The organism is Geomonas azotofigens (assembly GCF_018919395.1).
GTDB lineage: Bacteria > Desulfobacterota > Desulfuromonadia > Geobacterales > Geobacteraceae > Geomonas > Geomonas azotofigens.
The window spans coordinates 204,770-223,942 of record NZ_JAHLME010000003.1 but is presented as its reverse complement, the minus strand read 5'-3'; the positions used below and the strand labels follow the sequence as shown (position 1 = coordinate 223,942).

The following is a 19,173-nucleotide window of genomic DNA, read 5'->3' as shown; positions in this document are numbered from 1 at the left end:
GTCAGTGGCTCGTTTCCTTGAAGATCTTTTTCAGGATCGACTTCAACTCGTCGATTTTCACCGGCTTGTTGATGTACTCGAAGGCGCCCAGGTTCATGGCCTCGATGTAGGACTCGACGCCGCCGTAGGCGGTTATCATGATCACGTTGCTCGACGGGTAGCTGCGGTTCAGCTCTTTCAAGAAGGTGATGCCGTTCATCTCCGGCATGTTGATGTCGGTGACGATCAGGTTCACCTCCTGCTCGCGCAGGTAGTTGAGCGCCTCGAATCCGTTTGCCACACTGTCTACCAGGAAACCTTCCTTGGCCAGCAACCGGGAGAGGCCGATGCGCGCATTCTCCTCGTCGTCTACTACCAGTATTCGCTTCGGCTGCTTTGGCAAGATCGGCTCCAGATTCTTATTAAAAACTGCAGGAATGATTCTAACACTGCGAGTAGATGTGTCAAGCGCGGTTGCGCGCCAGGCGCGCGATTATCTCGCGAAGGTCTAACTCCGCGTACGGCAACGCTTGCTGCGATTGAGAGGATTGGACCACGTCCGGACCTGGCGGCGTCGGCGTTCTCACGGTTCCCATTAAAGGGTCATGCCCTCGGGGAAGAAGTCGCCCCGTTCACGACGGTCGCAGCCGTCACGGCGCCGCCTGGTCACCCTTTAGTTCCACGTGGGCCGGCTTGCCCGCCTCGCCCAAGGGCTTGAGCGGACGCCCGTTGAACTCGGCCTCGACGGCACCGCCGTCGCCCAGGTCCAGGGCGAAGGAGCGCTGCCCCTTCCACTCGATGAGGTCGCCCGCCTTGAGGTCGTAGCGCTGGGTGATGCTGTCGTCGATGGTGATACTGAGCCAGCTGTCGCGGTTGAAGCGCAGTTTCAGCACGACGCCGGCTTGTTTGCCGGCGGGTGTCGACGGGGCGTTCGCGGTCCCGGCCGGCAGCGGGGCGGCGGCCTCGTTGCGCGCGCTGCTCATCGGCTTTTGCACGGGCTGTGCCGCCGGTGCCGGCGCCGGCGGGGCGGCGGGGGCCGGAGCGCTCGGGGGGGGCTGCACCCGGGGCGGCTCTCCCTCGGTGAAAAAGAGTGCCGCCACCACTACGGCGCCCAGAAGCAGCGCCGGGACGATCCAGCGGCCGGGGGCGCGGATCTTGGCCCGCTCCAGGGTATCGATCCCGGTCTGCGGCGCCATCCCCTGCGCCTGCGGAGCGTGCGCCGCACGCGGGGCGCTCGCTTCGGGCTGGGCTCCGGAAGGCGGGGTGAGTCCTCTCTCGTAGCGCGCCACCACCTCGTCCCCGGAAAGGGAGAGGAAGCCGGCGTAGAGCCTCAGAAAGCCCTTGATGTAGGCGGCGTTGGGGAGCTTTTGGAACTCCCCCTGCTCGATGGCGGCAAGGTAGTTCTTGCCGATCTTGGTGACGCGCGACGCCTCTTCCAGCTGGAGCCCCTTCGCCTCACGGACACGGCGCAGGTACTCCCCAACCGGTACTTCCTCGCCGCTTTCAACCTCTGGCTCAGCCACGTTACCTCACCTTGAGCAGGTCCAGGTACTCCCTGGAGAGCTGCCCCATTTCGGAATCGGGGGAGATCCGCACCACTTCCTGGAAGGCGCTCTTGGCCGCTTCGGCGTCCTTCAACTTCATCTGCGCAAGCCCCATGTGGTAGTAGGCGCTCGCGTAGGAACGGTTCAGGCGCAGGGCCTTTTGGTACTCGTCGACGGCGAGCTCGGTCTTGTCCATGGCGAAGTAGACCCGGCCGAGGTTCAACCTGGTGCGCGGATCGTTGCCGTTTTTGGCGACCAGGCCGCGCAGCACCGCGAGCGCCTGCTGGTAGTCCCCCTTGCCCAGGTAGGCGAGCCCGAGGTTCCCCGCCGCGTTGTCCTGCCCGGCATAGAAGAGGTCCTCCTGCACCACCTTGAACTGGGCGATGGCGTCGTCCCAGCGCTTCATCTCCAGGTAGTTCACCCCGAGGTTGTTGCGTGCCTCGGAGTAGTTCTCCCTTTGATCAAGCGCCTTCAGGTACTTGGCCTCCGCGAGCTCGTAGCGACCCTTGCGGAAGTAGGTGAGCCCCAGCAGGTTGAGCAGTTCGGGGTCTTTTGGGGTGAGCTTCTCGGCCTCGGTCAGCTCCTGGAGGGCGCCGGTGAAGTTGTTTTCGGCAAAGAAGGACTGCCCCATCTGGTAGTGGTAGATGGACTTGTTCTTCTCAGCCTGGCTCAAGGCACATCCCGAGGCAAGCAGGAGGAGGGCAACCAACATGAAGGTTCTGGGACGGATCATAAACCTCACGGGATACTGGGGGAAATGCACCAGCAAAAATTAACAGATATGATGATCATTGTCAATGAGGAGCCTCTTACCGGACGCAATGCCGGCGCGGTGTTACAGCTCCCCCACCCCCTGGAAATGGGTCATGTTCTTGAAGCTGCGGTAGCGGGCCTCGATCTCGGGGTAGGTCAGGGTCTTCAGGCGGTCCAGGCTGAAGGCCTCGACGTTGAAGGAAGCCATGACCGAACCGAAGATGATCGCCTGGCGCACCCCCTCCTCGGAGAGGTTGCCGGTGTTGGCGAGATACCCCATGAAACCGCCGGCGAAGGTGTCCCCGGCGCCGGTCGGATCGAAGACCTCCTCCAGCGGATAGGCGGGAGCCGCGAACACGGAGTGGCCGTTGAACATGAGCACGCCGTATTCGCCGCGCTTCACGATCAGGTTCTTCACCCCGAGGGCGATGATGGCGCGGGCCGCCTTGACCAGGTTCACCTCGCCGGAGAGCTGGCGCGCCTCGCCCTCGTTGATGATCAGGAAGTCGACCCGGCTGATCACCTTCTTGAGCGCCTCCAGCTTGGAGGAGATCCAGAAGTTCATGGTGTCGCAGGCGACCACGCGCGGCTGCTTCACCTGGTTCAGCACCTCCATCTGCAGCTCGGGATCGATGTTGGCCAGGATCAGGTACTGCGCGTCGGCCCACGACTCGGGGATCACGGGCTTGAAGCTCTCGAAGACGTTGAGGTGGGTCTCCAGGGTCTGCGCCTCGTTCAGGTCGTAGCCGTAGCGCCCCTTCCAGTGGAAGGTCTGGCCGGGAACCCGGGACAGCCCGGTGAGGTCGATGTTTCTCGAGGTGAGGAAGCGGGTGTGCTCCTCGGGGAAGTCCTCCCCGACCACCGCGACCAGGTTGACGTCGGTGAAGAAGCTGGCCGAGGTGGAGAAGTAGGTGGCCGAGCCGCCAAGGACACGGTCCCTCTCCCCGAAGGGGGTCTGCACAGAATCAAGCGCGACGGATCCAACGACAAGTATGCTCATGAAGCCTCCGGTGTGCTGCGGGATCAGGGTTGGTTAGAGCTTCCAGATGAAACCGGCGCCCACCGCTTCGAGCGGGGGCGCCGGGACAGGCGTTACAGGTATTTGCCGAGGATCAGCTCCAGGTTCTCGCGGGTCTCGACCGGGATCACCGAGGTGTCGCTGATCACCGCGTACTTGAGGGCGTCGCCGCAGGCGCAGCCGCGGCCGGCGGCGACCTGGGCCACGGCCTGGCGGATGATCTTTTTCGCCGTGGCGACGTTGTTCTTGATGATCTCGATGATCGCCTCCACCGAGACGTCGTCGTGGGACTCGTGCCAGCAATCGTAGTCGGTGGAGAGGGCGATGACCCCGTAGCAGATCTCGGCCTCCCGGGCCAGCTTCGCCTCGGTGAGGTTGGTCATGCCGATGATGGAGGCGCCGAAGGAGCGGTACAGGTGGCTCTCGGCGCGGGTTGAGAAGGCGGGCCCCTCCATGCAGACGTAGCACCCACCTTTGTGCACGGTGGCGCCCACCTCGCCCGCCGACCGGTACAGGATCTCGGATAGTTCCCCGCAGACCGGATCGGCGAACTGGACGTGGCCGACCACGCCGTTGCCGAAGAAGGTGTCCTTCCTGAAGCCCCGGGTACGGTCGATGAACTGGTCCGGCACCACGATATGCCCCGGGACGATCTCCTCCTTGAGACTTCCCACCGCCGACACCGAGATGATCCGGGTGACCCCGAGCTTCTTCATGCCGTAGACGTTGGCGCGGTAGTTCACCTCGCTGGGGGTGAAGCGGTGTCCCTTGCCGTGGCGCGGCAGGAAGACCATCCGCACGCCGTCCAGCGTCCCGGTGACGTACTCGTCGCTGGGGCGGCCGAAGGGGGTGTCCACGGTCACCTGGGTCACCCCGGTCATCCCCTCCATCTCGTACAGGCCGCTGCCGCCGATTACCCCGATTACCTCGTTAGCCATACGCTACCTCCAGCGTCATTGAATTATTAACTACGGTTCGTGCCGCCGCGCTATCCCCGCGCGGCTACCCTTGCTGCCGCACCTGGTCCAGCTTCCCCTTCAACTGCCCGCAGGCTGCGGAGATGTCCCCCCCGCGGCTGGAGCGGGTGATCACGGTGACGTGCTTGTCCAGCAGGTACTTGTGGAAGCGGTCGATGGTCTCCTGGGTCGGGCTCTTGAAGCCGCAGCCGTCGTGCTCGTTGAACGGGATCAGGTTCACCTTGGACGGGATGTTGCTGATCAGGCGCACCAGGCGCTTGGCGTCGTCCAGGGTGTCGTTCAGGTCGCGGATCATGACGTACTCGATGGTGATCCAGCGCCGCGAAGGGAGCGGGAACGCCTTGCACGCCGCCAGGAGCTCCTTCAGTGGATACGCCCGGTTCACGGGCATGATCTGGTCCCGCACCTCGTCCGTGGTCGCGTTCAGCGAGACCGCGAGGTTCACGGTGCAGCCGCGCCCCAGTTCCGCCATCTCGGGGACCAGCCCCGACGTGGAGACGGTCACCTTGCGGGTGGAGAACTGGAAGCCGTCCGGGTCGGTGAGGATGTTCACCGCCGGGATCACGCCCCCGAGGTTGGCCAGAGGCTCCCCCATCCCCATGAAGACGATGTTGTTCACCGGGTGCTCGCGCTTCACCGCGCAGACCTGGTTCACGATCTCGGCCGTGGTCAGGTTGCGCGACAGGCCGAAGGTGCCGGTCAGGCAGAAGGCGCACTTCATGGCGCAGCCGACCTGGCTGGAGATGCAGAGCGTGTTCCGCCCCTCGTCGGGGATGAGGACGCTCTCGACGGCGGCACCGTCCCGCAGCCGGAACAGGTACTTCCTGGTGCCGTCTTCGGAGGCCTCCACGGCCTCGGGAAGGAGGTTGCTGATCTCGGCCCGTTCCTTGAGCACCGAACGGAATTCCTTGGAGACGTTGGTCATCTCGTCGAAATCCATGGCATCCATCTGGTAGAGCCACTTGAAGATCTGCTTGGCGCGGAAACGCTCCTTGCCGAGGCCGGAGATGTAGGCCTCCAGCCCGGAGAGGGTCAAATTCTTTATATCGGTCTTTTCCATGCTTTCCGGATACTAAAAAAGCCCTTCTCGCGAAGGGCTCTTGATCTGCCTGAACCTGCTTCGGATTAAACCAGTTCCAGCTGATTGAAGAAATAGGGAATCTCGTAGGAAGCGGACTCCGGGGAGTCGGAACCGTGAACGGTGTTCTCCTCGATGCTCACGCCCAGTTCCTTGCGGATGGTGCCCGCCTCGGCGTTGGCCGGGTTGGTGGCGCCCATCAGGCCGCGCCAGTCGGCGATGGCGTTTTCCTTCTCCAGCACCAGCGCGATGACCGGGCCGCGGGACATGAAGGTGCAGAGGTCGCCGAAGAACGGACGCTCTTTGTGCACGTAGTAGAAGCCTTCGGCCTGTGCCCTGGAGAGAAGGATTTTCTTCATGCCGACGATCTTGAAGCCGCCCGCCTCGATCATGGCGAGTACCTTGCCGGTGACGTTCCGCTCGACCGCATCAGGCTTTATGATGGCAAATGTTCTTTCCATTGTTTCCTCCGAAATCAATTATAGTTGACGACCCTTCTAATTAGCATTCCGGTCCGCCCGTTGTCAAGGCAAATGGCCGGATAGAGAGACAAAAAAAGCCCACAGATGGATCTGTGGGCTTCGTGAAACAGGGAGGCCCTGTTTCAGCTTACTTCTTCTCAGCCGGAGCGGCCGGAGCAGCAGGAGCAGCTTCCGGAGCTTTAGCGGAGGACATCGGAGCCTGAGCCGGAGCGGCCGGAGCAGCCTGCTCAGCAGCCGGAGCAGCCGGAGCCTCTTCTTTCTTCTTGCAGCCAGCAGCAAAGGACAGGGCCAGAGCCAGGCAAAGTGCCAAGGAGATCAGTTTTTTCATTGACGATATCACCTCTTTTCTTTTTAGATTTACCATTACTGCGCAAAGCGCATGGTTTTTTTCGTGCGACAACAAAGGCCGAATATACTAGCATTCCTGGAAAAGTCAATACTTTTTAAAGCTGGAAATCGCAAAAAAATATTAAACGATTATCCCGAACTTTTGGACGGCCGCGCCAAACATGCAGCACGCCGAATATCCACGGACGCTGCCGACGGAGCCGTCCCGGGCAAAAGGCACCGGTCGCGCAACCTGCCGTTTCCGCGTCGAAACATCGCCGAAGGCGCGCCACAACCGGGTCCACCCCGCCCAGGCGCCTCCTCCTGCGCGCCCCGACGGGGACTCTCCACCCCGCCCGGCGCCGGAAGGAGCGGAAAAAACGGGGGTGAATCGGGGGAGGGAGCACGGTTCTTTCTTGTAAACGGCTCGTAAATATATTATTTTGGCCCCATTAATCTCCGGCGAGCCTGCGCAACGCCACCAAGGGGGGACCCGTGACCGATACGCTCAATTCCAAAGACAAGACGATCCTGTTGCAGCTGGCCCGTGAGGCGATCACCGGCACCGTCCAGACCGGAAAACTGAAAATGCAGCAAGTGGAGAACCCCAAGCTCGCCACGCCCCAGGGATGCTTCGTCACCATCAAGAAGCAGGGAGCCCTGAGGGGGTGCATCGGCAACTTCAGTTCGGACAAGCCGCTTTACCAGTTGGTACAGGAGATGGCCGCCTCCGCCGCCACCAGGGATCCCCGTTTCTATCCCATGAAGGAGGCGGACCTGGTTGAATTCGAGCTGGAGATCTCCGTGCTGTCGCCGCTCAGCAAGATCTCGTCACCCGAGGAGGTCGAGGTCGGCAAACATGGGCTGTACCTGGAGAAGAACTTCTCGCGCGGCGTGCTGCTCCCGCAGGTGGCCGTGGAGCACAACTGGGACCGGGAGACCTTCCTGAACCAGACCGCCCTAAAAGCGGGCCTGAAAAAGGAGGACTGGAAGGAGGGAGCCGACCTCTACGTGTTCAGCGCCGAGGTGTTCGGCGAATAACAGTAGCGCTTCCACCCAAGAGCCGCTCATCCCCTGGGCGGCCCTCACTCCCCCCCCCCCCGCAACTCACCATCTTCCCCGACAGCGCTTTGGGCCACAGGAACCACCTATGTCCACGAAGCGCCGCACGAGCCCCGCGTCCTCCCCTTTATAAAGGGGAGACAGAGGGGATTTGCCTTGGAGTACCGCTGCCAGGCGCGCCAGGCCCATGCCCCAATCCCGTCGACGACTGGCACTCCCCACTGCACCATAAGAAAAGGGGGACACTCGCGTGTCCCCCCTTCTTGTTTTGCGGTCGATGCGGCGAAGCCTGTTACATCTTCCTGCCGCCCTCGGCAGCCCACTTCTCGAGCATGTCGGTGGTGACGGACTTCGGACGCTCGATGGCGTAGCCAAGGCCACGGTCCCAGGTGATGTTGGCCATGCAGCCCAGGGCGCGGCCCACACCGAAGAGAACGGTGTAGAAGTCCCACTCCTTGAGGCCGTAGTACCACTGGATGACGCCGGACTGCGCGTCGACGTTCGGCCAGGGGTTCTTGGTCTTGCCGTGCTCGGTGAGGACGCCCGGTGCGGTCTCGAAGATCATGGCGACCAGCTTGAACAGCGGATCGTCCTTGAGGCCCGGGGTCTTGAGGCAGAACTCGCGCTGCGCGGTGTAGCGCGGGTCGGTCTTCCTGAGAACGGCGTGGCCGTAGCCCGGAACGACCTGGCCGGCGTTGAGGGTATCCCAGAGCGCCTTGGTGACGTTCTCTTTGGTCGGCTCGGCGCCGTTGAGTTTCTTCTGGAACTCCATGATCCAGCCGAGAACTTCCTGGTTGGCAAGGCCGTGCAGCGGGCCGGCCAGGCCGTTGAGGCCCGCGGCGTACGCGTAGTACGGGTCGGAGAGGGCCGAGTGCACCAGGTGGGTGGTGTGGGCCGAAACGTTGCCGGACTCGTGGTCGGAGTGGAGGATGAAGTACATCCTTGCCACGTCCTTGTACTGGTCGCTCTGGCCGATCATGTGAGCGAAGTTGGCGCCCAGGTCGAGCTTGGGATCGATGCTGATCTGCTTGTCACCGCGGTACTTCAGGTTGTAGATGAAGGCGGCGAGAACCGGGATACGGGCGACGATGTCGCTGGCATCCTCGTACACGTACTCCCAGGCGTCCATCTTGTTGAACTTGCCGCCGCTGTAGAAAGCAGCGAACTTGGAATCCTTCTGCATCGCCATGATGCCGACGGAGAGCATGACCATCGGGTGGCTCTCTTTCGGGAGGGCGCGTACGGCGGTGTAGACGTACTCGGGCACAACCTGGCGGGTCTTGAACTCAGCTTCAACAGCGGCGACCTGGTCCAGGGTCGGAACTTCGCCGGTCAGCAGGAAGTACCAGAAGGACTCGACGGTCGGATACTCGGAGCCAGCAGCTTTCGGCAGGGCCTCGAAGGTCTCCGGGATGGTCTTGCCGCGGAAACGGATGCCTTCCTGCGGGTCGAGATAGGAGATGTCGGTGACCAGCGACCTGATGTCGCGGGCGCCGCCGATGCACTGACCGATGTCCACCTTGTCGATGATCACGGAGCCGAACTCCTTGGTCAGTCTGGTGATGCGGGGACGGTGGGCCTGGATCTTCTCAAATAACTTCTCTTTTAATTGCGTCATGTGCCAGATCTCCTTTGCTGTTGGGGTTGAGGTACATACGTGGAATTACCAAATCGAATCGCCCGCTGACACCGTGCCGGTCGATGATGGCAGTCGGCCGGTTGCGTGAGGTAGGTATACTGTATACAAAGATTTTTCAAATGTATACCACCGCATAGATCCAATTTCAACACAAAAAAATTGTGTTCTAGTATTTTGCATACATTTTAATTCACGTTACAGCAGTACCAGTTCCTGACTTGAGAAGGTGAGACGCTTAAGTCCCTGTTCGGAGAGATAAAAAGAGTTTTCGATGCCGACTGCGCCCTCCCCGGGAAACACGAGTTTCGGCTCGAAGGCGAAGGCCATGCCGACCTTCAGGGTCTCTTCAGAGAACCCTTTCGCTATGAAAGGATATTCGTCTATTTCAATGCCCAGACCGTGGCCTATGAAAGAGATCTGACTGCCGGAACTCCCCATGAAGTGCTCGGCGTACCCCATCTGCCGCGCCAGCTCCACGCAGGCGTCGTAGATTCCACCCCAGCTGGCCCCTTCCACCGCGCGCTCCACCATCAGTTCCTCGACGCGCAGCATCTCCTCGTAGCCGCGCCGCATGCGCTCCGAGACCGAGCCGATGGCGAAGACCCGGGTCTGGTCCGCGAGGTAGCCGTCGTAGCAGCTGGCGAAGTCGACGATGATCGGCTCGTCGCGCCGGATCCTGTTGTAGCTGGCGCCGTGCCCGAAGGCGGGGGTGAGCCCCATCCCCCCGAGGGCGGTGTTGGTGCAGGCGGGAGCGGCGCCGTCGGCGCCGGCGAGGACCTGGACGCCGGAGAGCTCGCCGTTGAAGGCGCGCATCCGGACGTACCCCTGGTGCCCCTCCTGGCGCCCCACCCGTTCCAGCTCGGCGGCGAGTTCGACCTCGCTCATACCCTCGCGGATCACCTCGGCGGCGCGCCGGTACATCTTGTCGGCCTGGGTGCCGGCGTCCTGGAGGATGTGGATCTCGTAGTGACTTTTGATCATGCGCACCCGCCTGATGGCGGGCGAGGCGTCCAGCGCCCGGGTGTCGGGAAACAGGGAAAGGTAGTTCTGGTAGAGGTTGACCGGCAGGACGTCCAGCTCGAGACCGAGACGTCGCGGCGGCGGGTGGCCGTGATCGGTGATGAGCCCGGCGAGCTCGTTTAGGGACGGCAGCGGGACCACGTCGGCGAGGCCGCTCTCCATGCGCGCCCGCATGAAGTCGCGGCGCACGAGGTACAGCGGACGCCCGGAGGCGGGAACGTAGAGCACACCGGCCTGCACGGTTCCGGTGAAGTAAAACAGGTCGGCGTTTTGCACCATGAGGACCGCGTCCATGCCCGCGGCCGCCATCTCGACTTGCAGCTTCCTGTAGCGGTATTCCAGTTCGTTCTTCGGCGTGAGCCGCATATCCCCTCCTCTCTCCCCATGAACGATCTCATGAGGAGGAGAAGGAAAGATAACTCACAATCGGTAGCGCGTCAACCCCGCGGGCCTGTCAGATCAAGGGGTTATTAGCAACGCTGTGCCGGCTATCAGACATTTTCTTCCAGTTGCAGTTCGCGTATCGCCATCTCGCGCAGTTTGAACTTCTGGATCTTGCCGCTGGCGGTCATGGGGTAGGAATCGACGAAGCGGACGTACTTGGGGATCTTGTAGTTGGCGATCCTGCCGCGGCAGAATTCCTTCACCTCCTCCTCGGTCATCTCGCTCCCCTGCTTCAGCACCACCGCGGCCATCACCTGCTCGCCGTACTTGCGGTCGGGGACCCCGTAGACCTGGATGTCCGAGATCTTCGGGTGGGTGTAGAGGAACTCCTCGATCTCGCGCGGGTAGATGTTCTCGCCGCCACGGATGATCATGTTCTTGATCCTGCCGGTGATCTTGCAGTAGCCGTTCTCGTCCATGACGGCCAAGTCACCGGTGTGCAGCCAGCCGTCGGCGTCGATCGCCTTGGCGGTCTCCTCCGGCATCTTGTAGTACCCCTTCATGACCAGGTAGCCGCGAGTGCACAGTTCCCCCTGCTTCCCCGGGGGGAGCTCCGCGCCGGTCTCGATGTCGACGATCTTCAGCTCCACGTTGGGGAGCACACGTCCGACGGTGGCGACCTTCAGCTCGATCGGGTCGTCGGTGCGGGTCTGGGTGATCACCGGCGAGGACTCGGTCTGGCCGTAGGCAATAGTGATCTCGCTGGCGTGCATGTCGCGGATGACGCGGCGCATCACCTCGATGGGGCAGTTGGAACCCGCCATGATGCCGGTCCGCAGCGACGTCAGGTCGAACTCAGCGAAGCGGGGGTGCTCGAGCTCAGCGATGAACATGGTGGGGACGCCGTGCACGGCGGTGCAGCGCTCTTTCTCGATGGCCTGCAGCACCTTGAGGGGATCGAAAATCTCCACGGGAACCATGGTGGTGCCATGGGTGACACAGGCCATGACGGCCAGGACGCAGCCAAAGCAGTGGAAGAAGGGGACCGGGATGCAGAGGCGGTCCCTTTCAGTGAAGCGCATGCACTCGCCGATATTGAAGCCGTTGTTGACCACGTTGTGGTGGGTCAACATGACCCCCTTGGGGAAACCGGTGGTGCCGGAGGTGTACTGCATGTTGATGACATCGTACGTGGAGAGGGTCGCCTCCACCGCGGCAAGTTCGGTGTCGGAGACCTCCTTGCCGAGCTCGACGATGCTCTCGAAGTTTATCATCCCGTCGGGAGCCCCGTCGCCGATGAAGACCACGTGCTTCAAGCAGGGAAGCGCCGCGCTGGTGAGCCCTCCGGGGGTGCTGCCGGCGAGTTCCGGGACCACGCTCTCCAGGGTCTCTATATAATTGGTGTCCTTGAAGCCCTGCACCAGGAACAGCACGCTGGAGTCCGACTGCTTCAAGAGGTACTCGAGTTCCGCCGATTTGTAGCTGGTGTTCACCGTTACCAGCACCGCGCCGATTTTGGCGGTGGCGAACTGCAGCGTGACCCACTCCGGCACGTTGTAGGCCCAGATGGCGAGGTGGTCGCCCTTCTTGACCCCCATGCGCAAGAGACCCTTGGCCACCTGGCGGCACCTTTCGTTGAACTCGCGATAGCTGTAACGCAGGCCGCGTTCGACGTAGACCAGCGCGTCGTTATCCGGGAACCTCGCGGCTATATCGTCCAGCAATGCCCCGACCGTGAGTTCGATCTGTTGTGTCATGAGTCCCCCTGTTTCCTTTCGCGAAACTTTTGTTATGCCCATTAAGTCATTAAAATAAAGCGCTTTCGATCTATCACAGCGCCTGCGGCATGTCAACAAGCTTTATGGTGCGCTTCGCGGCGGACGCGAGCCATGCTGAAAGCTCTTGTAATGCCCGTTCAATGAACTTATATATGGTCGGGCCTGCCGGAGCCGGGATCGTCGCGCGGGGGGCTGAAGAAAAAGCTTGACAGGATTTCGCCCAGCCGTTCCCACACTTGCAGGAAGTCGCCGGAATCATTGGGGTTGCGTCACGCCCCCCCCGCCGGTGCGCTGCCCAAATCTTAGGCAAAACGCTGATCCCCGCAATGTGAAAGCGCTTTTGTCCCGGTTCCACAATTTATCCACAGCGCTTTCCACAGCGCATGTGGAGCTGCGGCTTTTACGTATACATTACAAGCCTTTACACCCAGGGAAAGCTTGAGGGTTTCCCGCCAGGAGGAAGAATCGATGCAGACGGTGCTGGTGGTCGAGGACGAAGCGGACCTCGCGGAGCTGATCGCTTATCACCTGGAGAAGGAAGGTTTCCGGCCCATCGTCGCCAGTGACGGCAACGCGGGCTTGCTGGAGGCGAGGAACGCGCTGCCGGACCTGATCCTGCTCGACCTTATGCTCCCCGGGATGATGGGGACCGAGCTCTGCCGGGTCCTGAAAAGCGGCGAGCGGACCGCTGCCATTCCCATCATCATGCTCACCGCCAAGGGGGAGGAGATCGACCGGGTGGTCGGTTTCGAGGTGGGTGCGGACGATTACGTGGTGAAACCGTTCTCGACGCGCGAACTGATGCTGCGGGTGCGGGCCGTGCTGAGAAGGACCAGCGAGCAGAGTCCCAAGGCGGCGACCCTGGTGATCGGCGACCTGGTCATCGATACCGAGCGTCACCTGGTCAGCGTCGGCGGCAAGGAGGTGGCGCTCACCTCTACGGAATACAAGCTGCTGATGAACCTGGCCGAGCGCACCGACCGGGTGCAGAGCCGGGAGCTTTTGCTGCAAAACGTCTGGGGCTACAACTACCTGGGCGACACGCGAACCGTCGATACGCACCTGACCAGGCTGCGCACGAAGCTCGGCCCCGCCGGCGACCTGATCAAGACGGTGCGCGGCTTCGGCTACAAACTGGAAAAGCCATGACCAGCACCTTCCGCTCGAAGCTGATGGCCTCCTACCTCATCCTGGTGCTCCTCCTTGGCGCGGGCCTCTACTGCTACCTTTCCCTCAACCTGGAAGACTCCATCACCTCCGGAACCAGGCGCCACCTCGAGGACGAGGCGCGGGTCGCCTCCCTGATGGCCTCAAAGGAGATCCGCGACCTGCGCCGGGACGCGCCGGATGTCACGGGGTCGCTGTCGCGCGCGATCCGGGCCAGGGTGAGCGTCATCGCCCGAAACGGCGAGGTGGTGGCCGATTCCGAGGTCGCTCCTGCGCAACTTGGGCGGCTGGAAAACCACGGCGACCGCCCCGAGGTGCGCCAGGCCCTGCGCAGCGGTACCGGGAGCGCCATCCGCTACTCGGCGACGCTCCACACCGACATGATGTACGTCGCCTCCTCCTTCGGCGCTGGCGGCGTCATCCGCCTGGCCCTGCCGCTCTCCGGCCTCGAGCAGGCCAAGGTGCAGCTGCAGCGCACCCTGGCGGCGGCGCTGGCGGTGGCGGTGGCGGCTTCGCTATTACTGTCGTACATCCTTTCCAACGTCAACTCGCGCAACCTGAGGACCCTCAGCGCCGGCGCCGCGCGCATCGGACATGGCGAGTACGGCACCAGGATCGCGGTGCGCAGCTCGGACGAGATGGGCGAACTGGCGCAGGTGATGAACGACATGGCGGCCCGGATCGAGCAGCAGCTGGAACGGATTTCCACGGAGAAGAACCGCCTGGATGCCATCCTGGGGGGGATGGGCGAAGGGGTCATGGTCACCGACGCGGCCGCCGTGGTGACCCTGGTGAACCCCGCCTTCCGCGACATGTTCGGCGCCACCGACCAGGTCATCGGCAAGCAGCTGCTGGAGATCACGCGGCACCCGGACCTGCACACCTTCTGCCGGCAGGTGCTCGCCGGCAGGCATGAGGAGCACCAGGAGCTCACCCTCCCCGACGGCAGGGCCGCCCTGGTGCACTGGGTCCCCTTGCTTGAGGGGGAGAAGCTGCGCGGCGTGGTGGCGGTTTTCCACGATATCAGCGCCATGAAGAGGGCGGACCGGATCCGGCGCGATTTCGTCGCCAACGTCTCCCACGAGCTGAGGACGCCGGTCACCGTGATCAAGGGGTACGCGGAGACGCTGCTCTCGGGCGACCTGGCCGACGATCCGGCGCGCCGGGACCGTTTCCTCGCCATCATCCAGAACCACGCCGAGCGCCTCTCCAGCCTGGTACGCGACCTGCTCGCCCTCTCCGAGCTGGAGTCGGGCGAGCTCGCCATGCAGCCGCAGAGCGTGCTGATCGAGGATGCCGTCCGGCAGGCCTTTCTGCTGGTCGCGCAGCGCGCGGAGGCTAAGGGAATCGCCATGGAGTGGGTCGGCAACGGCGGGGCGGCGAGCGTCATGGCCGACCGTGGCCGGCTGGACCAGGTGTTGATAAACCTGCTGGACAACGCCATCAAGTACAGCGGCACCGGCAGCACAATCAGGGTCGATGCGGCCGGCGAGGGAGACATGGTGCGGGTTTCGGTGCGGGACCAGGGGATCGGCATCCCCGGCAAGGACCTCGGCCGCCTTTTCGAGCGGTTCTACCGGGTCGACGAGGCGCGCAGCCGCGAGCGGGGCGGCACCGGCTTGGGGCTTTCCATCGTCAAGCACATCGTCCAGGCACATGGCGGCGGCGTCTTCGTGGAGAGCACCCCCGGACAAGGTTCCGTGTTCTCCTTCACCCTCCCCAGGGCCAACGCATAGCATCAGCCTTTCGACTGGGCGCGAAAAAAGCCGGGCGGACGCTCCCCCTCCCCCGGCTTTTTCGCGTCCGGTCTGGCGGAACGCCCCTCTTCCTGCCCGCTCCCTTAGGGGCGCGGAACCGGGGGCACCCGGGACGTCACCTCGCCGGTACCCCGTTCACCACGTTGCGCGGCGTCCCCGCCAGGAAGGCGGCGATGTTGCCGGCGGTGATCGCCATGAGGCGGCGCCGCGCCGCGAGGGTGGCCCAGGCGATGTGCGGGGTGATGATGCAGTTTTGGGCCGACAGCAGCGGGCTGTCCGCGGGGATCGGCTCGCGGGCCGCGACATCGACGGCGGCGCCGGCGATCACGCCGCCGTTGAGCGCGTCCGCCAGGTCCCGCTCGTTGACCAGCCCGCCCCGCGCGGTGTTGATGAGGAGGGCGTGGGGCCGCATCAGGGCGAGCCGTGCCGCGTTCACCATCCCCTCGTTGTCCGCGTTGAGCGGGCAGTGCAGGCTGACCACGTCCGCCTGGGCGAAAAGCTCATCGAGTTCCAGCCACCGCACCGCCAGATCTCCTGACGCGGGCCGGTGGCGCGGGTTGTAGGCGAGAATCTCCATCCCGAGCGCCTGCGCGACGGCGGCGACCCGGGCGCCGATACTACCCAGACCGACGATACCGAGGGAGCGCCCCTTGAGTTCGGTCAGCGGCTGCGCCATTACCGTGAAATCGGCGGAGCGCGACCATTCCCCCCGCTGCACCGCGGCGTGATACTGGGCCACGCGGTTCGTGAGCTCCAACAGCAGGGCAATGGCGTGCTGCGCCACCGAGTCGCTGCCGTACTCGGGGACGTTGACCACCGGGATGCCGAGCTCCGCCGACGTGGCGAGATCGACCACGTTGTAGCCGGTCGCCAGCACGCAGATGAGCCGCAGGTCGGGAAGCTGCGCGATGGTGGCGGCGCAAAGCCGTGTCTTGTTGGTGAGCACGATCCGCGCGCCGCGGCAGCGTTCCAGCACCAGGTCATCGGGGGTGCGCTCGTGCACCACGAGTTCCCCGAAAGCGGCGACCTCGTCCCAGGGGTTGTCCCCCGGGTTCAGCGTGTAGCCATCCAGCACCACGATCTTCACGAAACCTCCCTAGTGCACCACCACGCCGCCGGAAACCACGAACTTCACCGCATCCTCGACAGTCATGCCGCAGTCGTAGACCTCGGATTCCCTGAAGAACAGGGCGAAGCCCGAGGTGGGGTTGGGCATGGTCGGGACGTAGACCACCACCAGCTTCTCGCCGTCGCGCTCGACCTCGGCGGTCACGAACCCCACGGCGCGCACCCCGTTGCGCGGCCATTCGACGAAGACGGCCCTGCGGTAGGAGGTTTTTCCCTCCTTGAACACCTGGGTCAGCTGTTTGCTCGAGTTGTAGATCGACTTCACCAGGGGGATGCGCGAGAAGAGGTCATCCCACCACCTGAGCATCCTGGTCCCCATCACGTTGGTGGCCAGCACACCCGAGAGGTAGATAACGATGACGCCGGTCAGCATGCCCAGGCCGGGGATGTAGATGTGGTCACTGATGAGCGCGGTCAAAAGCGAATCGAGGTAGCTCCCCAGGATGCCGTCCGCGAAGTTGAACAGGAACTTCAGGATGAATATGGTGATGCCCAGGGGGACCACCACGAACAGCCCAGTGATGAATTTCCCCTTGAAATGTTTGACCAGTTTCTCCACGTGCGCCTCCGTTATGGACTTCGTCTGGGTTATGCAACAAAACCGGTAGAAGTGTCAACGGTTTTGGGTTCTGGAAACGAATACGGACGTGGCCCCTTCAGGGACGAAGGTGGGGCAATAGCAGTTGACAACGACACGCGCAAAAACTACAGTAACACGTTCGCGGCTTTATCCCCCAGGTTCCACGTCAAAGGCTCCCCCGATGTTGAAAAAAACGTTCGCCATAACGGCCCTTGCCGCCGTCCTCGCCAGTATCTTTTTCCTCGCGCCCCTTCTGGACAAGGAGGAGCGCGCCCGCAGGAGCGAGGCGGAGTACATCTCCATGTTCAAAGAGGTGGTCGACATCGTCAAGGAGAGCTACGTCGACAAGGTGGACGACAAAAAGCTCATGACCGGCGCCATCAACGGCATGCTGGCCGCGCTCGACCCGCACAGCCTCTACCTTCCGGTCACCGAGTACTCCGAGATGAAGGTGCACATGGCCGGCGCCTTCGGCGGCGTCGGGATCGAACTGGACATGCGTAACGGCAAGCTGATGGTGAACGCCCCCATCGAGGACACCCCGGCCTTTCGCGCCGGCATCCTGGCGGGCGACCACATCGCGCAGATCGACGGCAAGCCCACCAAGGATCTCCCCATCAACGAGTGCGTGAGCAGGATGCGCGGCACACCCGGCACCCAGGTGACCCTCACCATCATCAGGGAGGGGGCGGCGAAACCGCTCAGCTTCCGGCTGACCCGCGCCATCATCAAGACCAAGAGCCTCAAGGCCCGTCTTTTGGAATCCGGCTACGGCTACGTCCGCATCGCCGAGTTCCAGGAACGGACCGGCGAGGATTTCGAGAAGGCGTTGAAGACGCTGGCGGCCGACAACGGCGCCCCCCTCTCCGGGCTGGTGCTTGACCTGCGCTACAACCCGGGCGGGCTGGTGGACCAGGCCTACCGTGTCGCCGACCGCTTCATCGGCGAAGGGCTCACCAACGGCGACATCGTCACCACCAAGGGGCGCGACGCGGCCTCCGTGCAGACCCTGACCGCGACCATCGGCGAGAAGGAGCCCAAGTACCCCATGGTGGTGTTGATCAACGGCGGCTCCGCCTCCGCATCCGAGATCGTGGCGGGCGCGCTGCAGGACCACAAGCGTGCCGTGATCATGGGTACCCAGAGCTTCGGCAAGGGGAGCGTGCAGTCCGTCATGTCCCTCAACAACGGCGATGGCCTCAAGCTCACCACCGCCCGTTACTACACCCCGAGCGGGCGCTCCATCCAGGCCAAGGGGATCACCCCCGACATCGTGGTGGAGTTCGCCGCGAAACCGGCGGCGGGGAAGAAGGAAAAGGACCCGGAACTCCGCGAGCAGGACCTCGACGGGCACATGCAGGAGGTGCCGGAGACCAAGCCGCCCGCACCGGCCAAACCCGCGCACCCGGTCCTTTTGCCCCGCGTGAACGGCGCCGGCAAGGAATTGAGCGAGGCAGAACTGTTGCAAAAGGACAACCAGCTCGCCCGCGCCCTGGAACTGCTCAAGGGAGTCAACGTCCTGAAGAAGGGACTGCTCCGTTGATCGGCACGGGCGGCGATACGCCCGGCACCCCGAACCTGCTGGTGATACTCGGGGCGACCGCCTCCGGAAAGACCCGCCTCGGGGTGCAGCTTTCCCAGAGGTTGCGGGGCGAGATCATCTCCGCCGATTCCCGCCAGGTGTACCGCGGCATGGACATCGGCACCGGCAAGGACCTGCACGAGTACCAAGGGGTCCCCTACCACCTCATCGATGTGGCCCCTCCCGGCCACGAATTCAACCTGTTCCAGTTCCAACGCCTTTTCCTCGACTGTTTCGCCGACATCTCCAGCCGCCGTCTGCTGCCGGTCCTGGTCGGCGGCAGCGGCATGTACCTCGACTGCGTGCTGCGCGGCTACCGTCTCGTGGAGGTCCCCGAGGATCCCGCGCTGAGGCGTGAACTCGCCCCCCTCTCCATGACGGAACTCGCCGACCGGCTCGTCCGCGCCAATCCCAGGCTGCACAACAACACCGACCTCACCGAGCGCAGCCGTCTGCTGCGTGCCATAGAGATAGCGGAGTACCAGGGGGGCACTAAGGAGCCGTGGCCGGCGATCACCCCCTTCACCATCGGCATCCGGTGGGAGCGCGGGCAGCTCAGGGAGCGGATCACCCTGAGGCTCAAGGAGCGGCTCGAGGCCGGCATGATCGAGGAGGTGCGGCGGCTGCATGAAGCCGGCACCGGTTGGGACAAGTTCGAGTTCTACGGTCTTGAGTACCGTTATGTGGCGCGTTATCTGAAGGGTGAGATCACCAGAAACGACATGTTCCAGAAGCTCAACGCCGCCATCCACGACTTCGCCAAGAAGCAGGAGAACTGGTTCAGGCGGATGCAGAGCCACGGCACGGTGATCCATTGGGTCGAGGGGGCAGGAGATCCGCTGGCCGAGTCGCTGGAGCTGCTCAACAGCAAAGGCCTATCGTTCAAACAGGGATAAAAGGGATGAAAGGGATAGAGGC

General features: G+C 63.2%; 18 protein-coding genes. 5 read left to right on the top strand and 13 right to left on the bottom strand.

Annotation, left to right across the window (positions count from 1 at the left end):
- Position 1: 1 nt before the first annotated feature.
- The 8 genes from KOL99_RS10830 to KOL99_RS10795 form a co-directional block, all read right to left on the bottom strand.
- The gene (locus KOL99_RS10830) at positions 2 to 382 is read right to left on the bottom strand and encodes a response regulator (protein WP_012530095.1); all 381 of its coding nucleotides are present in this window, start codon (positions 380 to 382) and stop codon (positions 2 to 4) included.
- 247 nt (positions 383 to 629) lie between these two features.
- Positions 630 to 1,502 carry a helix-turn-helix domain-containing protein gene (locus KOL99_RS10825; protein WP_216510492.1) on the bottom strand — a complete coding sequence of 291 codons (873 nt, stop codon included), beginning with the start codon at positions 1,500 to 1,502 and terminating at the stop codon, positions 630 to 632.
- 1 nt (position 1,503) lies between these two features.
- Positions 1,504 to 2,256 carry a tetratricopeptide repeat protein gene (locus KOL99_RS10820; RefSeq protein WP_216510491.1) on the bottom strand — a complete coding sequence of 251 codons (753 nt, stop codon included), beginning with the start codon at positions 2,254 to 2,256 and terminating at the stop codon, positions 1,504 to 1,506.
- 102 nt (positions 2,257 to 2,358) lie between these two features.
- Positions 2,359 to 3,276 carry a PfkB family carbohydrate kinase gene (locus KOL99_RS10815; RefSeq protein ID WP_216510490.1) on the bottom strand — a complete coding sequence of 306 codons (918 nt, stop codon included), beginning with the start codon at positions 3,274 to 3,276 and terminating at the stop codon, positions 2,359 to 2,361.
- A 92-nt stretch (positions 3,277 to 3,368) separates the two neighbouring features.
- Entirely contained in the window at positions 3,369 to 4,232 is an 864-nt protein-coding gene (gene mtnP, locus KOL99_RS10810) for an S-methyl-5'-thioadenosine phosphorylase (protein ID WP_216510489.1), read from the bottom strand.
- A 64-nt stretch (positions 4,233 to 4,296) separates the two neighbouring features.
- Entirely contained in the window at positions 4,297 to 5,331 is a 1,035-nt protein-coding gene (rlmN, locus tag KOL99_RS10805; protein WP_216510488.1) for a 23S rRNA (adenine(2503)-C(2))-methyltransferase RlmN, read from the bottom strand.
- A gap of 65 nt (positions 5,332 to 5,396) precedes the next feature.
- Complete coding sequence (ndk, locus tag KOL99_RS10800) at positions 5,397 to 5,810, bottom strand: nucleoside-diphosphate kinase (RefSeq protein WP_183346629.1); 414 nt, start codon at positions 5,808 to 5,810, stop codon at positions 5,397 to 5,399.
- A gap of 148 nt (positions 5,811 to 5,958) precedes the next feature.
- The gene (locus KOL99_RS10795; RefSeq protein WP_183346630.1) at positions 5,959 to 6,159 is read right to left on the bottom strand and encodes a hypothetical protein; all 201 of its coding nucleotides are present in this window, start codon (positions 6,157 to 6,159) and stop codon (positions 5,959 to 5,961) included.
- A 494-nt stretch (positions 6,160 to 6,653) separates the two neighbouring features.
- Between KOL99_RS10795 and amrA the strand changes: the two genes are divergently transcribed.
- Positions 6,654 to 7,199 (top strand): AmmeMemoRadiSam system protein A, encoded by a 546-nt coding sequence (gene amrA / locus KOL99_RS10790; protein WP_216510487.1) that lies wholly within the window; start codon positions 6,654 to 6,656, stop codon positions 7,197 to 7,199.
- A 313-nt stretch (positions 7,200 to 7,512) separates the two neighbouring features.
- On the opposite strand, the gene KOL99_RS10785 is transcribed toward amrA, so the two are convergent.
- The 3 genes from KOL99_RS10785 to KOL99_RS10775 form a co-directional block, all read right to left on the bottom strand.
- The gene (locus KOL99_RS10785) at positions 7,513 to 8,838 is read right to left on the bottom strand and encodes a citrate (Si)-synthase (protein WP_216510486.1); all 1,326 of its coding nucleotides are present in this window, start codon (positions 8,836 to 8,838) and stop codon (positions 7,513 to 7,515) included.
- Between the two features lie 216 nt (positions 8,839 to 9,054).
- Positions 9,055 to 10,245, bottom strand: a complete 1,191-nt coding sequence (locus tag KOL99_RS10780) for a M24 family metallopeptidase (RefSeq protein WP_216510485.1) — start codon at positions 10,243 to 10,245, stop codon at positions 9,055 to 9,057.
- 125 nt (positions 10,246 to 10,370) lie between these two features.
- The gene (locus KOL99_RS10775; protein ID WP_216510484.1) at positions 10,371 to 12,020 is read right to left on the bottom strand and encodes an AMP-binding protein; all 1,650 of its coding nucleotides are present in this window, start codon (positions 12,018 to 12,020) and stop codon (positions 10,371 to 10,373) included.
- A gap of 489 nt (positions 12,021 to 12,509) precedes the next feature.
- Between KOL99_RS10775 and KOL99_RS10770 the strand changes: the two genes are divergently transcribed.
- Positions 12,510 to 13,190 carry a response regulator gene (locus KOL99_RS10770; protein WP_216510483.1) on the top strand — a complete coding sequence of 227 codons (681 nt, stop codon included), beginning with the start codon at positions 12,510 to 12,512 and terminating at the stop codon, positions 13,188 to 13,190.
- Positions 13,187 to 14,944: a sensor histidine kinase gene (locus KOL99_RS10765; RefSeq protein ID WP_216510482.1), complete on the top strand. Its 1,758-nt coding sequence runs from the start codon at positions 13,187 to 13,189 to the stop codon at positions 14,942 to 14,944. The genes KOL99_RS10770 and KOL99_RS10765 overlap by 4 nt, the downstream gene beginning before the upstream one ends.
- Before the next feature lie 136 nt (positions 14,945 to 15,080).
- On the opposite strand, the gene KOL99_RS10760 is transcribed toward KOL99_RS10765, so the two are convergent.
- On the bottom strand, positions 15,081 to 16,052 hold the full coding sequence (locus tag KOL99_RS10760; RefSeq protein WP_216510481.1) for a D-2-hydroxyacid dehydrogenase: 972 nt from the start codon (positions 16,050 to 16,052) through the stop codon (positions 15,081 to 15,083).
- Between the two features lie 9 nt (positions 16,053 to 16,061).
- A complete protein-coding gene (locus KOL99_RS10755; protein ID WP_216510480.1) occupies positions 16,062 to 16,652 on the bottom strand; it encodes a DUF502 domain-containing protein in 591 nt (196 codons plus the stop codon).
- A gap of 202 nt (positions 16,653 to 16,854) precedes the next feature.
- On the opposite strand from KOL99_RS10755, the gene KOL99_RS10750 reads away from it, so the two are divergent.
- Positions 16,855 to 18,216 (top strand): S41 family peptidase, encoded by a 1,362-nt coding sequence (locus KOL99_RS10750; protein ID WP_216510479.1) that lies wholly within the window; start codon positions 16,855 to 16,857, stop codon positions 18,214 to 18,216.
- Positions 18,213 to 19,151, top strand: a complete 939-nt coding sequence (gene miaA / locus KOL99_RS10745; RefSeq protein ID WP_236026054.1) for a tRNA (adenosine(37)-N6)-dimethylallyltransferase MiaA — start codon at positions 18,213 to 18,215, stop codon at positions 19,149 to 19,151. The genes KOL99_RS10750 and miaA overlap by 4 nt, the downstream gene beginning before the upstream one ends.
- Positions 19,152 to 19,173 lie beyond the last annotated feature (22 nt).

Coding starts and splice junctions, on each gene's coding strand:
- KOL99_RS10820 (WP_216510491.1), bottom strand. CDS start 2,256: ATGATCCGTCCCAGAACCTTCATGTTGGTTGCCCTCCTCCTGCTTGCC.
- KOL99_RS10815 (WP_216510490.1), bottom strand. CDS start 3,276: ATGAGCATACTTGTCGTTGGATCCGTCGCGCTTGATTCTGTGCAGACC.
- mtnP (WP_216510489.1), bottom strand. CDS start 4,232: ATGGCTAACGAGGTAATCGGGGTAATCGGCGGCAGCGGCCTGTACGAG.
- rlmN (WP_216510488.1), bottom strand. CDS start 5,331: ATGGAAAAGACCGATATAAAGAATTTGACCCTCTCCGGGCTGGAGGCC.
- ndk (WP_183346629.1), bottom strand. CDS start 5,810: ATGGAAAGAACATTTGCCATCATAAAGCCTGATGCGGTCGAGCGGAAC.
- KOL99_RS10795 (WP_183346630.1), bottom strand. CDS start 6,159: ATGAAAAAACTGATCTCCTTGGCACTTTGCCTGGCTCTGGCCCTGTCC.
- KOL99_RS10785 (WP_216510486.1), bottom strand. CDS start 8,838: ATGACGCAATTAAAAGAGAAGTTATTTGAGAAGATCCAGGCCCACCGT.
- KOL99_RS10780 (WP_216510485.1), bottom strand. CDS start 10,245: ATGCGGCTCACGCCGAAGAACGAACTGGAATACCGCTACAGGAAGCTG.
- KOL99_RS10775 (WP_216510484.1), bottom strand. CDS start 12,020: ATGACACAACAGATCGAACTCACGGTCGGGGCATTGCTGGACGATATA.
- KOL99_RS10770 (WP_216510483.1), top strand. CDS start 12,510: ATGCAGACGGTGCTGGTGGTCGAGGACGAAGCGGACCTCGCGGAGCTG.
- KOL99_RS10765 (WP_216510482.1), top strand. CDS start 13,187: ATGACCAGCACCTTCCGCTCGAAGCTGATGGCCTCCTACCTCATCCTG.
- KOL99_RS10750 (WP_216510479.1), top strand. CDS start 16,855: ATGTTGAAAAAAACGTTCGCCATAACGGCCCTTGCCGCCGTCCTCGCC.